Consider the following 14974-nt stretch of genomic DNA (forward strand, 5'->3'; position numbering starts at 1 on the left):
GACGTACCCACCCCTGTCACGCCCTGTCACGGAGGACGATCCACTTGCGCCGCCCGCTCCTGACCGCCGCCGCACTGGCCTCGGCCGCCGCCCTCGCCGTCACCGGATGCGGCGGGGACGGCGACGACTGGTCGCGCCCGCACCCGCGGCCCTCCGCCGTCGGTGCGCTGGGCGCGGGGTTCGTCGACCCGGCCGCCTCGCCCGCACCGGAGGCGACCGTCACCCCGAGGCCCGGGTCATGGTCCGCGGTCCGGCCCTCCGAGGGCTACCGGGTGGTCCTGCTGACGGCGGGCGACGACCGGCCCACGAAGAGGCTCGTGACCGCGGTACGGGAGTGGGCCGACCGCGAGCAGGTGGACCTGCGCACCGAGAGCGTGACCGAGGCCGCTGATCTGGTCCCCGCCGTCGACAGGGCGATCGACATGGGCCCCGACCTCGTGGTGAGCGCGGGCAACGACCTGATCGACGCGCTGGCGACGGTCACCCCGAACCATCTCTCCCAGCAGTTCCTGGTGGTGGGCGCGGAACTGGCCGAGCCCACCCACAACGTGACCGCGGTCGACTGGTCCGGGGCGTCGTTCCGAGGCGAGGGCCTCGGCATGTCCTCGGCCTACGACCCCGAGTCGTTCACCGCGGCCCGCTGCGCGGCGGCTATCCGCGCGGGCACGGCGGCCGTGCTCTCCGGCTGGACGGGGATCGTGGTCTGGATGGACGACTTCTAGGACCCGCCTCCTGCCTCCGGCACCGCGAACCCTGCCTCCGGCGCCGTGAACACGAACGAGAACTCGGTCGGCCGCGCCGGTAGTTGGTACTGCGGCAGCGCGCCAGGCCCGCAGGACTGGGAGCCGATGCCCTGCTGGCCGTGGTCGAGGTTGACCCACACCGTGTCGCCGGGTGACAGGTCCGTCAGATGGTCCGCCGCGTCCAGCTGCTCGCTCGTCCAGCGGCGGGCCGTGAGCCAGAACGTGCCCTCGACGCGCAGGGCCGGGAAGTCCGGCCCCCGGCCGAACTCCGCCCAGCGGACGTCGGCGCGCGCGCCGTTCTCCTGCGGGCGGACGTACGGCGTCTGCAGGTCGTCCACCGTCGACTCCCAACGGCCCAGCATGGAAGCCGATCTGGTGTCCGGGTACCCCTCGCCCGGACCGCCGCCGTGCCACCTCACCCGGTCGGCGGCGGACAGCCCGAGGCGGACGCCGAGCCGGGGCAGCGGCACCTGCCAGTCGCCCTCCGGTGTCACCGACACGGCCAGCTTCAGCCGCGTCCCGTCGGAGGTCCACCGGTAGACCGTGCGCAGCGCCAGGTCCGAGGCGGCAGGCGCCACCCGGGTGCGTACCGTCAGGGCGTCGTCCGACAACTCCACCGCGTCCAGGCGGTGTTGCATGCGGTGCAGGCCGAGCTTGCGCCACAGCACGCCGTGGCGGATGTCCGGCTGCCAGGGCGCGCCCTCGTCGTTGTCGGTCGGCGCCCGCCACACGTCCAGTTTCAGGTCGCCGACGTCGATCCCCCCGACGGTCGCCAACTCGCCCGTGCGGGCGGTGAACACGGCCGGTCCGAGCGTGACGGCTCCCCGGCCGTCGAGGACGGGGCGGCTGCGGGCCGTGACCCCGATCGACTGCCGCCATGCCCGCGACAGTTGGACCCACGCCACCACATGCCCCTTCGGCCCCCAGGCCGTGTCCCCGGCGAGCACCGCCCGGACCGTCCAACTGGTCTCCGTGTCGCTTACGTCCACCGGGGGTTCGGGCAGCTTCACGTCGGCGGAGTCGCCCGGCGCGAGCGCGGGCACGGTCAGGGTGCCCGTCCCCACCGTCTCGCCGTCGACCTCGTACGACCACTCGAAGGCCAGCGCCGACAGGTCCGCGAAGTCGTACCGGTTGGCGATGCGGACCACGCCTTCGACGCCGTCGCCCTCCATGCGGACCGGCTCGACGACCTTCTTGTACTCCAGGAGTCCCGGCGAGGGCGTGCGGTCCGGGAAGACCAGTCCGTCGCAGACGAAGTTCCCGTCGTGCAGCTCCTCGCCGAAGTCACCCCCGTACGCGAAGCCGTACCGCTCGTCCTTGATGCCGTGGTCGATCCATTCCCAGACGAAGCCGCCCTGGATGCGCTCGTGCGTCTCGAAGAGCCGCTGGTAGTCGGCGAGTCCGCCCGGTCCGTTGCCCATGGCGTGCGCGTACTCGCACTGGATGAACGGGAGTTGGCGGCGCTTGGCAGGACCACCGTCCATGCCTCGGCCGATCCGGTCGACCTCCGCGTGGTCCGCGTACATCCGTGAATACACGTCCGTGTCACGGCAGTTCCAGTCGCCCTCGTAGTGGATGAGCCGCGAGCCGTCCCGGCCCCGGATCCACTCGGCCATGGCGGTGAGGCCGCGGCCGGTGCCCGCCTCGTTGCCCAGGGACCAGATGACGATCGAGGGGTGGTTCTTGTCGCGCTCGACCATCCGCGCCGCCCGGTCGAGGAGCGCCGGGGTCCAGCGGTCGTCGTCCACCGGGTTGTCCCGCCACGCCTGCTCGGTGAACCCGTGGGTCTCCAGGTCGCACTCGTCGACGACCCACAGCCCGTACTCGTCGCACAGGTCGAGGAACGCCGGGTGGGGCGGGTAGTGCGAGGTGCGTACGGCGTTCACGTTGTGCCGCTTCATCAGCAGCACGTCCTCGCGCATGGTCTCCAGGTCCAGGGCGCGGCCGTGCTCGGGGTGCCACTCGTGCCGGTTGACGCCCCGGAAGAGGATCGCCCGGCCGTTGACCTTGATCAGGCCGTCCTCCAGCACGACCGTCCGGAAGCCGATCCGCAGGGGGACCCGTTCCCCGGGCGTGACCAGCGTGGCGTCGTACAGGTACGGGGTTTCCGCCGTCCACGGCCGTACCGGCACGGTGATGGCCTGGCCGGTCTCGACATCGATGTCCAGGCCCGGCACCACGATCCGGCCCTCGACGTCGGAGTCCACGCGCAGGGTTCCGGTGCCCTCGCGATGGTCGTACGACGAGTGCACGAAGAAGTCGAGCGCGCTGTCCGCGGGCCGGTGCAGCAGGGTGACGTCCCGGAAGATGCCGGGCAGCCACCACTGGTCCTGGTCCTCCAGGTACGAGCCCGCCGACCACTGGTGGACCCGGACGGCGAGCACGTTCCCGGTGGGCTTCAGCAGGTGTCCGACGGTGAACTCGTGCGGCAGCCGGGACCCCTTGAACTCCCCGATGTCCGTGCCGTTCAGCCACACCCGGGCGCAGGATTCGACCCCGTCGAACCGCAGGACCGCGCCCCCGGCGGCCCCCTTCACGTCCGCGACGTCGGGCCAGTCGTCCGGCAGGTCGAAGTACCGCAGGTGGTCACCGGTCGGGTTCTCCGTGGGCACCCTCGGCGGGTCCACCGGGAAGGGGTAGAGGTGGTTGGTGTAGATCGGCGCACCGAAGGCCCCGTCCCCCTGGAGGACCCAGTGTCCGGGGACCGCCACCTCCGCCCAGTCCCCGGAGTCGTACTCCCGCCCGGCGAAGGAGTCGTCCTCGGCGTCGGCCGTCGCGGACAGCCGGAACCGCCAACTGCCGTTCAGCGAGAGGGAAGCGGCGTCGGAGGACGCGTACCACGACCGGGGCGGCAGCGCACCGCTCCCGGGCGAGACGTCCTCGACGTACCGGAACGCGGAGGAGGCGGGGAAGGTGGTGCGGACTGTCATCGTTCTCCTAGGTCAGCCCTTGATGCCGGTCTGCGCGACCCCCTGCACCAGCCAGCGCTGGAGGAACAGGAACACGAGCACCAGGGGCAGGATGGACACTGCGGTGGCCATGAAGATCAGATGGAAGTTGACGGTCTGATTCGTCATGTACGAGGAGAGCGCGACCTGCACGGTCCACGCCTCCTGGTCCTGGCCGATGACCAGGGGCCACAGGAAGGCGTTCCAGCCGCTGATGAAGGTGATGGTCGCGATCGCGGCGAAGAAGTTCAGCGAGTTGGGCACGACGATGCGCCAGTACGCACCCCAGTACCCGAGCCCGTCCACGCGCGCCGCCTCCTCCAGTTCTTTGGGGAACCCCAGGAAGTACTGCCGGAACAGGAAGCAGGTGAAACCACTGAAGAGCCCCGGAACGATGAGACCTTGCATACTCGACACCCAGCCGAGCGACGAGACGAGCACGAAGCTCGGCACGAAGGTGACGGCGGCCGGCACCATCAGGGTCACCAGGACCGCGTAGAAGATCTTGTTCGCGTGCCGGTAGGGGATCCGGGCGAGGCCGTAGCCAGCGAGCGAGCAGACCAGCAGCGTGCCGACGGTGTGCAGGATCCCGACGACCGCCGAGTTCCCGAGGGAGCGGCCGAACGGGACCGTCGGGTCGTCGAACAGCTCCGTGACATTGCCCCACTGGACGGTGGAGGGGAACCACTGCCAGTTCTCGCCGGTGATCTCGGCGTCCGTGGACAGGGCGTTGCGGACGATGAGGTAGAAGGGGACGAGGAAGAGCAGGGCGCAGACGGCGGTGGCGAAGTAGAGGCCGGCGGAGCCGAGTACACCTCGTCGGCCGCGCCTGCGGGTCGGTACGACGGTCGTCACCTGGCGTCCTCCCCCTTTCCGAAGCCCAGGAACCTGCCCTGGAGCAGGGTCACCATGCAGATCAGCAGGGTCAGGATGACCGCGCCCGCGCTGCCGGCACCGTAGTCCTGGTCGTCGCCCAGCGCCGTGTAGTACAGCTCGACGAGCGGCGGGCGCCCCCAGGTCGTCTTCGCGAGCAGATTGAAGAACTCGTCGAACGCCTGGTACGCGGCCACGAGCAGCAGCAGGATCACGGCCGTGGAGGTGGCCCGCAGCTGGGGCAGGGTGATGTGGCGGAAGGTCTGCCAGCCGGGCCTGGCGCCGTCGATCGCGGCGGCCTCGTACAGCACGGGCGGGATGTTCTGCAGGGCCGCCAGGAACAGGATCATGTAGAAACCGGCCTGGAGCCACAGGCGCACGGTGACGATGACCAGCCAGTACCAGGGCGGGTTCGGGTCGGCCAGCCAGGCGATGTTCTCGACGCCGAACCAGCCGAGGACGGTGTTCATCATGCCGAAGCGGACGCCGCTGAAGACGGACATCTTCCAGATCAGCGAGGCGGCGACGAAACTGCACGCCGTCGGCAGGAAGAAGACCGACCGGAAGAACGCCTTCATGAAGCGCAGCCGGTGCACCATCAGGGCCAGGCCCAGCGAGAGGGCCCAGGTGACCGGCACGATGATCGCGGCGAAGACGGTGAAGGTGACCAGCGAACCGGTGAAGTCGCCGTTCGTCAGCATCAGCTTGTAGTTGTCGAAGCCGATGAACTTGTCGGGTGTGACCGTGTAGCGCGCTTCGAAGAAGCTGAGCCAGGCGCTCCACCCGATGGGGATGTAGACGAAGACCACCAGGCCGACGAGGAACGGGCCCGTGAAGATCCAGAAGCTGAGCGTGCTGCCTCGCACGCCCTTGCGCGTGCTCGAAGTGCTCGGGGTGGTCGGGGTGCTCGGGGTGCTCGACATGGCGCTGTCCGTCCGCCGGCCTATCCGAACAGCTTCTTGAGTTCGCGGTTGACCTTCACGTCCGCCGCGTCGAGGGCCTTCTCCGGGTCCATGCCCTTGCGGACCGAGTTGGCGATCACTTCCTCCAGCGCCGTGATCATCGCCTGGGTCCAGGAGATGTTGTCGAAGCGGCCGTAGTCGGTGAAGAGCTTGACGCCCTCGGCGGGCAGCCCCGACTTGAGCTTGGTGGCGGACGCGGCGAGCGACTTACGCGGCGGTATGTGGAAGCCGTAGCTGAGCGCCCAGTCCTCCTGGTACTTCTTCTGGTCGATCCACAGCCACTTGACGTACTCCTTGGCCAGATCGACGTTCTTTCCCTTGGCGTTCACGAACATCGACCAACCGCCGTTGTAGACAGCGGGTTTGGCGCCCGAGGCGGCCGAGGGGAAGGGGAAGATGCCGAGGTCGTCGCCGAGGGCCTTCTGCATCACGGGCATGGCCCACATACCGCACCACTGGATCGCGGTGAGCCCCTGGACCAGGGCCGAGGGGTCCCAGTAGTCGGCGGGCGCGTCCAGGAGCAGATGCCCGCTGGTGAACATCCTGCGGTACGTCTTCAGCGCCGCGGCCACGTCGTCGGTGTGGTACGCGATCTCGTTCCTGTCGTTCAGCTGGTCGGCGCCGGCCGCCCAGACCAGGGCGTAGTTCGTCGACACCATGTTGTTGCCGAGGAACAGGCCCTTCACCTTGTCGGTGGTGAGCTTGTCCGCCGCCTCGGCCAGCTCGTCTAGGGTCTGCGGCACCCCGATACCGGCCTTCTCCAGCAGCGACTTGCGGTAGAAGAAGAACTGCGGGTCGTCGATCATCCGGACGCCGTAGACCTTGCCGTCGACGGTGTGCGACTTTATGTCCGCCGGATTGAAGTCGTCCTTGACCGGTCCGAGGATGTCGTCCAGCGGCGCCACCTGACCGCTCTTGATCAGCTGGAGCTGGGGGTGGAACTCGAAGACGTCCGGGGCGTTGTCGGTGAGCAGCGACGAGAACAGCTTGCTCTCGAAGTTGTTGCCGGTGATCCACTGGGTGGTCACCCGGGCCTCGTCGTAGGCCTTGGCGTAGCGCTTGATCGCCTCCTGCGTACCGGCCTCGCCGTACGCGTGGAAGTACTGCACGAGGCTCTTGCCCGAACTGCCGCCGCCCTCACGGCCGGTGTTGCCGCCGCAGGCGGCCAGCGGACCGAGGGCGGCGAGGCCCGCGGCGGCCCGCAGTACGGAACGACGATCCCAGTTACTGCTGCTCAGTGCCGACATGGTGACGTCCTTGTCTCTTGTCCGGCTGTGATCCCAGTAAGGCTGCGGCTCGAAATCGCTGTGGGGTGCGGGACGTTAACCTTCGGCTAATGCTTCGGCAAGGGGTTGGACGAAGCCTGTTCGAAGCGTTGTGAGGCGTCCGGGATGCCGGACGCAAAGGTGTGTAGGCCATGCATCAATGGCCCGGGTGCCGCTGTTCCCCGCCGTACGGGCCGATTCGGACCGGCCGGATGTGTACCGCCGTTGCAGACGCACACGGCCGTCACGACGTCGGTGCGGTACGGCTCCTCGTGGGCGCGGTGGGACGCGGCGCGGTGGCCCCGCCGCCCGGGGACCGGTCGGGGCTCACGGACTTCGAGGGCTTCGGGCCCGCCGAGGTGAGGGTTCCTTCGAGTGCGAACGTCGCCGCGCCCAGGCAGACCGGGTCCGTGGGAATGGGGGACAGGACGATCTCGGTGCCGGCCAGCGGCCGCTTCAGCGCACGCCGTGCCACGGCCTCGCGCACCTCCCGCAGCAACGGCTCGCCGAGCGCTGCCGCTACCCAGCTGCTGAGCACGACCACCTCGGGGTTGAGGAGGTTCACCAGGTCGGCGATGGCGGCGCCGAGACAACGCGCGGTCTCCCGGACCACCTCGACGGCCACCGGGTCCCGCTCGGCGACCGCACGGGCGAGCGCGTCGATCGTGGCCGTCTGGTCCTCGGGGTGCAGCAGCGCGCTGTCGGGGCTCGACTCCCGCAGGTTCAGCATGATGCCGGGCGCCCCGACGTATGTCTCCACGCATCCGCGGTTGCCGCAGTGGCACAGCCGACCGTCGAGTACGAGGGTGGTGTGGCCCCACTCGCCCGCGCTGTTGCTGACCCCGCGGTGCAGCCCGCCGCCCAGGATCAGACCGGCGCCGACGCCCGTACCGAGGTTCACCACCACGGCGTCCCCGCGCCCGCGCGCCGCCCCGAACCACAGCTCGGCGACCGCGCAGGCACGCAGCGGATTGTCCAGATAGAGGGGGTACGCGATCTGCTCCGCGAGCAGGTCCAGCAGCGGCACGTCGTGCCAGTCCCAGTTCGGCGCGTACTCCGACACGCCGGCCTCGCGGTCCACCTGCCCCGGCACGCTGACGCCCACCCCGAGGACGCGCGCGCCCTCGATACCGGCCTGCGCGACCACCGAGCCGACGGCCGAGGCGACATGCCCGACGACCTGCTCCGGACGGATCTCCCCTGGGCGCATGTCCTCGTCGGCACGGGCCAGCACGTCCAGCGCGAGATCGAACAGCTCGACACGGACGTACGTCTCCGCGATGTCGACGCCGATGAGCGCGCCCCCGGACGCGTTGACGGCGACGAGTCCCCGCGGGCGGCCACCCGCGGAGTCCTCGAAGCCGACCTCGGTGAGCATCCCGAGATCGAGCAGCTCACCGACGAGTGTGGCGACCGTGGCGACGCTCAGCCCGGTCGCGGCGGCCAGCTCCTGCCGGGAGGTGGGGGAGCGGGCGATGATCTGGCGCAGCACCCCGTAGCGGTTCGCGGTGCGGATGTCGCGTGAAGTGCGCTTCACCAGAACGTGCCCCCTCGATCCCTCCACCCACGGTCGGCGAACGGCCGGCCCGTGGCGGAACCCGACGGCCCCGGCGCCGCGCAAGGCTATGACCGCCGCGCCCTTTCGACAACCCCTTAGGAAAGGGGCTTTACAAAGTCCAGGACGCGGGTGAGTTCCCGCGATGCTCCTGCCGGGCCGTGAGCGCGGGTTCCTGGCCGAGTCGCGTCCGCTCATCGTCCCGGTGCTCACGGCCGAGGGCGCCGGCCACCCCCGCACGGAGAACACCTTCCGCCAGGTGGCGGCCGGTGAGATCACCGCGGCTCACCGGACGGGGCGACGGTCCCGGGCAGGAAGGCGCCGCTCAGGACCCGAGGACCGAACCCACGAAGTCGTTCCGGAAGGTCCCCGTCGGGTCCAGCTCCGCGACCAGGGCCGCGAAGTCGCCCATCCGCGGATAACGCTCGCGCAGGTCCGAGGCCTGTGCCGTGAACACCTTCCCCCAGTGCGGACGCGCGTCGAAGGGGGCGAGTGCCTCCTCCAGCCGCCGCACCACGGGCAGCACGGCCGCCGTGTCCTCGACCCAGGTGAAGTGGAACGCCACGGTGTCCCGCCCGTACGCCGGACTCAGCCACTGGCTGTCGGCGGCGACCGTGCGCACCTCGCAGATCTGCAGCACCGGCGCGACCGTCCCGCGGATCGCGTCGACCGCGTGCAGGGCGTCGACGGCGTACGCACGCGGGAGCAGGTACTCCGACTGCAGCTCGGCCCCGCTGCTCGGAGTGAACTCGGGCCGGAAGTGCGGCAGCCGCTCGTGCCAGGGACCGGGCACACCGAACTGCTGCGTGCAGTTCACGGAGGGCATCCCCGGCACCGGATGCATCGCCTCGGCGGCGGGCTCGGCCCACGGGAAGCCGTCCCACGGCACGTCGGTACGCCGCTTCACCCACGCCTGCACGAACCCGGACCGCCGCCAGTCGGTGAACAGACTCACGCTGTACGCCGACGCCGACACCGTCTCGAAGTCCAGCCCGGCGAGTGGCAGCCGGCCGAAGACATGCTGGGCGACCTCGAAGTCCGGCTCCAGGTCGAGGGTGAGCGCCGTGACGACACCGAGGGCGCCCAGTGAGGTCACGGCGCCGTCGAAACGGGCGTCGTCGCGGCCGATCGCCAGGACCGACCCGTCGGCGAGGACCAGCTCGACCTCCCGTACGGGGGAGGCCAGCGAGCCGTTCGCGTTGCCCGAGCCGTGCGTGCCGGTGGCCACCGAGCCCGCCACGGAGATGTGGGGCAGGGAGGCCATGTTGGGCAGGGCGAGGCCGTGCGCGTGGACGGTCCGCGCGAGTTCCGCGTACCGGACGCCGCCGGCCACCCGGACCGTACGGGCCGCCGTGTCCACCTCGACGGACGGGGGGAGCGCGGTGAGGGAGAGCAGGGTGCCCTCGGGGCCGGGGTCGGCGATCAGGTTGAAGGAGTGTCCGCTGCCGAGCACCCGGGCGTGGGTGCTGCGGGCGATCAGGGAGCGCAGTGCGTCCAGCGAGTGCGGACGCTGCAGCTCCTTGGCGGCGTACGTGATGTTCCCCGCCCAGTTCCTCAGGCCCTCAGCCATCCCTCACTCCTCCCGAAAGTCCTCCCCGGAACCTACCTTTCCGTGACCTGCGATGTCGTCTGCGGGCCGGTGGGGGCGGGCCGCGCAGTTCCCCGCGCCCCTAAAGGACGAAAGGCAGGGGGCGCAGCCCCGCCTTTCAGGGGCGCGGGGAACTGCGCGATCAGCCCCCACCGGCCCGCAGACGACGAACGAGGACCGGGGCGCAGCCCGCCCTCATAGGGGCGCGGGGAACTGCGCGGCTCGCCCCCACCGGCCCGCAGGTCACCACGACCGGCAAGGGGGACCCGGCACGGGCGGGCCCGGAGGCGGGGCATACCGTGAGGAGTCGAACACCGCAGCCGGAAGCACGCGAGGAGGACGGGATGGGCAGCCGAACCGCGCTGGTCGAGGACCTGATGGAAAGGTTCCCGCACGTACCGCGAGAGGCAGTCTTCAAGGAAGACCTGCTCCGCGGGGGCGTGGCCTTCGACGACTCCGCACTCAGCGACAACGAGGGCGGCGACGTCAAACCGAAGTCCTACTTCATCTTCTCCTTCGACCACGGCACCCTCCCCGAGCTGGGCGAGGCAGCCCTGCGCCGCCCGCCGGAGGAGATCATCCTCACCGGCGGCCCGTACGACCTGCGCCGGACCGTCGTGTCGGTCCGCGTGAACCCGTCCTCGCCCTACCGTGTCGCCGCGAGCCCCGACGGCATGCTCGGGCTGTACCTCGACGGGAAGCGCATCTCGGACGTCGGGGTGCCGCCGATGCCGGAGTACTACCGGCACAAGCTCTCCAACGGGAAGTCCGTCATGGAGGTGGCTCCGACGATCCAGTGGGGCTACCTGATCTACCTGACGGTGTTCCGCGTCTGCCAGTACTTCGGCGCCAAGGAGGAGTGCCAGTACTGCGACATCAACCACAACTGGCGCCAGCAGAAGGCGGCGGGCCGCCCGTACACCGGGGTGAAGGACGTCGACGAGGTCCTGGAGGCGCTGGAGATCATCGACCGGTACGACACGGCGAAGACGTCCACCGCGTACACGCTGACCGGCGGCGCGATCACCTCCAAGCTGCAGGGCCGCGACGAGGCCGACTTCTACGGCATGTACGCCAAGGCCATCGAGGAGCACTTCCCGGGGCGCTGGATCGGCAAGGTCGTCGCGCAGGCGCTGCCGAAGGACGACGTGCAGCGCTTCAAGGACTACGGCGTGCAGATCTACCACCCCAACTACGAGGTGTGGGACGAGTACCTGTTCAAGATGTACTGCCCCGGCAAGGAGCGGTACGTCGGCCGCGACGAGTGGCACAAGCGCATCCTCGACTCGGCGGAGGTCTTCGGGGCGCGCAATGTGATCCCCAACTTCGTGGCGGGTGTCGAGATGGCCGAGCCCTTCGGGTTCACGACGGTCGACGAGGCGATCGCGTCCACGACGGAGGGGCTGCGGTTCTTCATGTCGCAGGGCATCACGCCCCGCTTCACCACCTGGTGCCCCGAGCCGACGACTCCGCTGGGCAAGGCCAACCCGAACGGCGCGCCGCTGGAGTACCACATCCGGCTGCTGGAGTCCTACCGGGCGACGATGGATGAATTCGGGCTCTCCTCGCCGCCCGGATACGGCCCGCCCGGACCCGGTAACGCGGTGTTCTCGGTCAGCTCCTTCATGGACAGCCTCCCGGCGAACGCTCCGGTGGGCCAGGAGAAGGAAGCGGGTACGGACGAGGTGCCCGTGGCCTGAGCCACAGGTGGTCGGCAGATGGTCGGCAGATGGTCGGCAGGGGCGAAGAGCGGGCCGAGGGGCTGGTGGGGACGTACGTCTGAGGCCGACGGGCCTGGTGGGGCATGCGACCGGCGGTAACCGGATTTGGCGGTGCCGCTTGTCAGTTGTGCAGGAAGCGTGAAAAACTCGCCCGGTCGCGAGACGTCCCCGTCAACTCCCGTATTAAACGGGTGAGTTGACCCCACTTGAACCCCCATCTGGATGCAGGTGAAACCCCCACCCATGCCAGACCTGCCGACCCCTCAGGACGCCGCCGAGGCAACCTTGTTCTCGGAGTGCTGGGACGCGGTTCTTTCCTACGCCGACCTCTGCACCGGCGGCTCCGCCGACGCACGCCCCCTGGCCTCCGAGGCCTTCTCCCGCGGCATACGCGAAGCGCGCGCCGCGGAGGCCGAGACCGGCGGCAAGAGCTTCGGACGCCGGGCGCGTTCGCCCCGGCTGCCCCGCATACCGCTCCTCCTGACCGCCGTACGACAGACGACCATCGCCTGGGAGGCCCAGGGGATCGGTGACCGGCTCGTACCCGAACTGCGGCTGTGGCTCAACTCCGAGCAGGCCGAACGCTTCACCGGCCCGCCCCTGCACCGGCCGCTCGCCCTGCGCGGGCTGCGGGACATGCAGGAACCGGACGCCGCGCTCCTGTGGCTGACCGAGGTCGAGGCCATGCCGACGGCCGCGGTGGCCCGCCGGCTCGGCCTCGACCCGGCCGGCGTCACCGAGGAACTGCAGCAGGTGCGCGGGGTGTTCCGCGACCGCTGCCACCGCAACCACCTCGACACCCCGCTCTCCGAGGAGTGCCGCAGTTACGCCCGCCTGCTCGACGCGGTCACCCGCTCGCCCGCCGCCGACGTGCCGGACGACCTGTCGCGGCACCTGGCCCGCTGCGTCGAGTGCGCGGAGGCCGCCGCCTGTCTCAAGCACAGCGGGGGCGGGCTGCCCTCCGCGCTCGCGGGCGGAGTGATCGGCTGGGGCGGGCTCGCCTACCTCGAACGGCGGCGCAGGGCCGTCGAGTCGGGGCTCAGCCGCAGCGCGGCCGACGACACGGAGGAAGCCGCCGCCTGGATGAAGGAGAGCGGCGACGGCCGGGCCCGGATCGGACGCGCCGGCCTGCTGGCCGCGGCCGCCGGAGTCTCCCTCCTCGCACTCGTCGTGACCCTGGTGCCCTTCGGCTCGGGGGACGACGGCACCGAGACCGCCGCGGAGTCGGCGGAGCGGCGGCCCGTGGGGGAGCAGGTGCCCTCGTTCGGCGGTCTGCCGTCCGACGCCGGCTCCGGGTCGCTGGGCGAGTCGACCTCGTCCACGGCGTCCCCGAAGACGCCGAAGTCCAGCGCCGGGGAGGGTGCCGGTACGGGGTCGAAGTCGGAGAAGGAGGCCCAGGGCGACTCCTCGTCCTCCGCCGAGGAGGACGGCGCCGCGCCCAACCCCAGCGAGCCCGCCGTCTGCCACGCCCGGTACGACCTGGTCAGCGAGTGGCCGGACGGCTTCCAGGCCACCGTCACCGTCAAGTCCGACTATGCCCTCGACACCTGGCGCGTCGGCTGGACCTTCCGCGACGGCCAGAAGATGACACAGATGTGGGACGGCAGCTTCGACCAGAAGGGCTCCCGCGTGACCGCGAGCGCCGCCGACTACAACAAGTCCGTCGCCGCGGGCGGCTCACTCGCCGTGGGCTTCCTGGCGTCATGGCGCGACGGGAACTCGGCACCGGTCGACTTCACGTTGAACGGACGCAGCTGCACGCACTCCAGCTGAGGCGTACGAGGCTGGGCCGAGCCGAGCGGCGGGGCCGACCGGGGTGGAAAAACCGGTTGGCCCCGTCGCGCGAGCGGGCTAGGGTCGCCTTGTTCGAGCGGCGGCAGCAGTGCGCCGCCGATGTCGTACCGATGGTGTCGTGCCACCGGTGTCGTACCGATGTGATCAGGGAGGTGTGAACGATGGCTGTCTTGGCGATGGGCGCTGCCCGCATCCGGAAGTGCATCGAATCCACCTCTGTGGTCACCGGCTGACAACCTTCTTCTCCGCGCCCGAGTGCGCGCGGCCGGGGCCACCCTTCGAAGGGTCACCCCTTGTCTTTCTCCTCTTCACCCCTTTCCTCCTCCTCTGCTTCCGTGTCGTCCGGCCATCCGCTGGCGCCCTACGGCTGGGACGACGAGTGGGCTGCCGCGTTCGCGCCGCATCGGGAGCGCGGGCTCGTCCCCGGGCGGGTCGTCCGCGTCGACCGCGGGCAGTGCGATGTCGTCACCGCTGACGGGCTCGTGCGGGTCGACACCGAGTTCGTGACGCCGCACGACCCGCTCCGGGTCATCTGCACCGGGGACTGGGCCGTCGTCGACCCCGGCGGGGACCCCCGCTATGTACAGACGTATCTGCCGCGGCGTACCGCCTTCGTGCGGTCGGCCTCCTCCAAGCGGTCGGAGGGCCAGATCCTCGCCGCCAACGTGGACTTCGCGATCATCGCGGTGTCGCTGGCAGTGGAGCTGGACCTCGGCCGGATCGAGCGGTTCCTGGCGCTTGCCTGGGAGTCCGGGGCCCAGCCGCTGGTCGTGCTGACCAAGGCCGACCTCGTGCCGGACCCGGTGGGCCTCGCGTACCTCGTGCAGGACGTCGAGACCGCGGCGCCCGGCGTACAGGTGCTGGCGGTCAGCTCCACGGACGGGGACGGGCTCGACGTGCTCGGCGCCGTCGTGTCCGGCGGCACCTCCGTGCTGCTCGGCCAGTCCGGAGCGGGCAAGTCGACGCTCGCCAACGCCTTGCTCGGGGAGGACGTCATGGCCGTCCAGGCGGCGCGTGACGTCGACGGCAAAGGCCGGCACACGACCACGACCCGGAATCTCCTGGTGCTGCCGGGCGGTGGCGTACTGATCGACACCCCCGGCCTGCGCGGGGTCGGGCTCTTCGACGCCGGTGTCGGTGTGGGGCAGGTCTTCGCGGAGATCGAGGAGCTGGCCCAGGGCTGCCGGTTCCTCGACTGCGCGCACGTGGCCGAACCCGGGTGCGCGGTGCTGGCCGCGCTCGAATCCGGGGTGCTGCCCGAGCGGCGGCTCGACAGCTACCGCAAGCTCCTGCGCGAGAACCAGCGGATCGTGGCCAAGACCGACGCCCGCGTCCGCAACGAACTGCGGCGGGAGTGGAAGCGCCGGGGTGCCGAGGGGCGGGCCGCGATGGAGGCCAAGCGCGGCAACCGGGCCTGGCAGTGAACAGGGCCCGGCAGTGACCAGGGCCCGGCACTGAGCTGTGCAGGGGTGGGCGGGCGCGCCCACCCCATGGCCCGCCGGGCACCGGGAACGTGGCGTCCGAA

At 70.5% G+C, this 14974-nt stretch carries 10 protein-coding genes; 4 read left to right on the top strand and 6 right to left on the bottom strand.

All coding sequences use genetic code 11. The features are described 5' to 3' along the window. Positions 1–44 precede the first annotated feature (44 nt). A complete protein-coding gene (locus C6Y14_RS11585) occupies positions 45–722 on the top strand; it encodes a type 1 periplasmic-binding domain-containing protein (RefSeq protein WP_107016517.1) in 678 nt (225 codons plus the stop codon). On the opposite strand, the gene C6Y14_RS11590 is transcribed toward C6Y14_RS11585, so the two are convergent. The 6 genes from C6Y14_RS11590 to C6Y14_RS11615 form a co-directional block, all read right to left on the bottom strand. Beyond that, positions 719–3673: a glycoside hydrolase family 2 TIM barrel-domain containing protein gene (locus C6Y14_RS11590; RefSeq protein WP_107016518.1), complete on the bottom strand. Its 2955-nt coding sequence runs from the start codon at positions 3671–3673 to the stop codon at positions 719–721. The two genes, C6Y14_RS11585 and C6Y14_RS11590, sit on opposite strands and share 4 nt — an antisense overlap. Before the next feature lie 12 nt (positions 3674–3685). After that, entirely contained in the window at positions 3686–4546 is an 861-nt protein-coding gene (locus tag C6Y14_RS11595; RefSeq protein ID WP_107016519.1) for a carbohydrate ABC transporter permease, read from the bottom strand. After that, positions 4543–5487 (bottom strand): carbohydrate ABC transporter permease, encoded by a 945-nt coding sequence (locus tag C6Y14_RS11600; protein WP_225891020.1) that lies wholly within the window; start codon positions 5485–5487, stop codon positions 4543–4545. The genes C6Y14_RS11595 and C6Y14_RS11600 overlap by 4 nt, the downstream gene beginning before the upstream one ends. Before the next feature lie 20 nt (positions 5488–5507). After that, positions 5508–6773, bottom strand: coding sequence for an ABC transporter substrate-binding protein (locus C6Y14_RS11605; protein ID WP_107016521.1), 1266 nt, complete (start codon positions 6771–6773; stop codon positions 5508–5510). A gap of 262 nt (positions 6774–7035) precedes the next feature. After that, positions 7036–8328, bottom strand: coding sequence for an ROK family transcriptional regulator (locus C6Y14_RS11610; RefSeq protein WP_107016522.1), 1293 nt, complete (start codon positions 8326–8328; stop codon positions 7036–7038). A gap of 343 nt (positions 8329–8671) precedes the next feature. Then, a complete protein-coding gene (locus C6Y14_RS11615) occupies positions 8672–9916 on the bottom strand; it encodes a D-arabinono-1,4-lactone oxidase (protein ID WP_107016523.1) in 1245 nt (414 codons plus the stop codon). Between the two features lie 362 nt (positions 9917–10278). Between C6Y14_RS11615 and C6Y14_RS11625 the strand changes: the two genes are divergently transcribed. The 3 genes from C6Y14_RS11625 to rsgA all read left to right on the top strand — a co-directional run bounded on the left by C6Y14_RS11625 (position 10279) and on the right by rsgA (position 14873). Then, positions 10279–11634 carry a radical SAM protein gene (locus tag C6Y14_RS11625; protein ID WP_107016525.1) on the top strand — a complete coding sequence of 452 codons (1356 nt, stop codon included), beginning with the start codon at positions 10279–10281 and terminating at the stop codon, positions 11632–11634. A gap of 264 nt (positions 11635–11898) precedes the next feature. Next, a complete protein-coding gene (locus C6Y14_RS11630; protein WP_107016526.1) occupies positions 11899–13428 on the top strand; it encodes a cellulose-binding domain-containing protein in 1530 nt (509 codons plus the stop codon). 314 nt (positions 13429–13742) lie between these two features. Continuing rightward, positions 13743–14873 (top strand): ribosome small subunit-dependent GTPase A, encoded by a 1131-nt coding sequence (gene rsgA, locus C6Y14_RS11635; protein WP_107016527.1) that lies wholly within the window; start codon positions 13743–13745, stop codon positions 14871–14873. Positions 14874–14974 lie beyond the last annotated feature (101 nt).

The sequence above is a fragment of the Streptomyces dioscori genome, from assembly GCF_003024195.1.
Taxonomy (GTDB): Bacteria; Actinomycetota; Actinomycetes; order Streptomycetales; family Streptomycetaceae; genus Streptomyces; species Streptomyces dioscori.

Bases quoted from the DNA above. Each gene is read 5' to 3' on its own strand.
- C6Y14_RS11590 (WP_107016518.1), bottom strand. From the start codon at position 3,673: ATGACAGTCCGCACCACCTTCCCCGCCTCCTCCGCGTTCCGGTACGTC.
- C6Y14_RS11630 (WP_107016526.1), top strand. From the start codon at position 11,899: ATGCCAGACCTGCCGACCCCTCAGGACGCCGCCGAGGCAACCTTGTTC.
- C6Y14_RS11605 (WP_107016521.1), bottom strand. From the start codon at position 6,773: ATGTCGGCACTGAGCAGCAGTAACTGGGATCGTCGTTCCGTACTGCGG.
- C6Y14_RS11615 (WP_107016523.1), bottom strand. From the start codon at position 9,916: ATGGCTGAGGGCCTGAGGAACTGGGCGGGGAACATCACGTACGCCGCC.
- C6Y14_RS11600 (WP_225891020.1), bottom strand. From the start codon at position 5,487: ATGTCGAGCACCCCGAGCACCCCGACCACCCCGAGCACTTCGAGCACG.
- C6Y14_RS11625 (WP_107016525.1), top strand. From the start codon at position 10,279: ATGGGCAGCCGAACCGCGCTGGTCGAGGACCTGATGGAAAGGTTCCCG.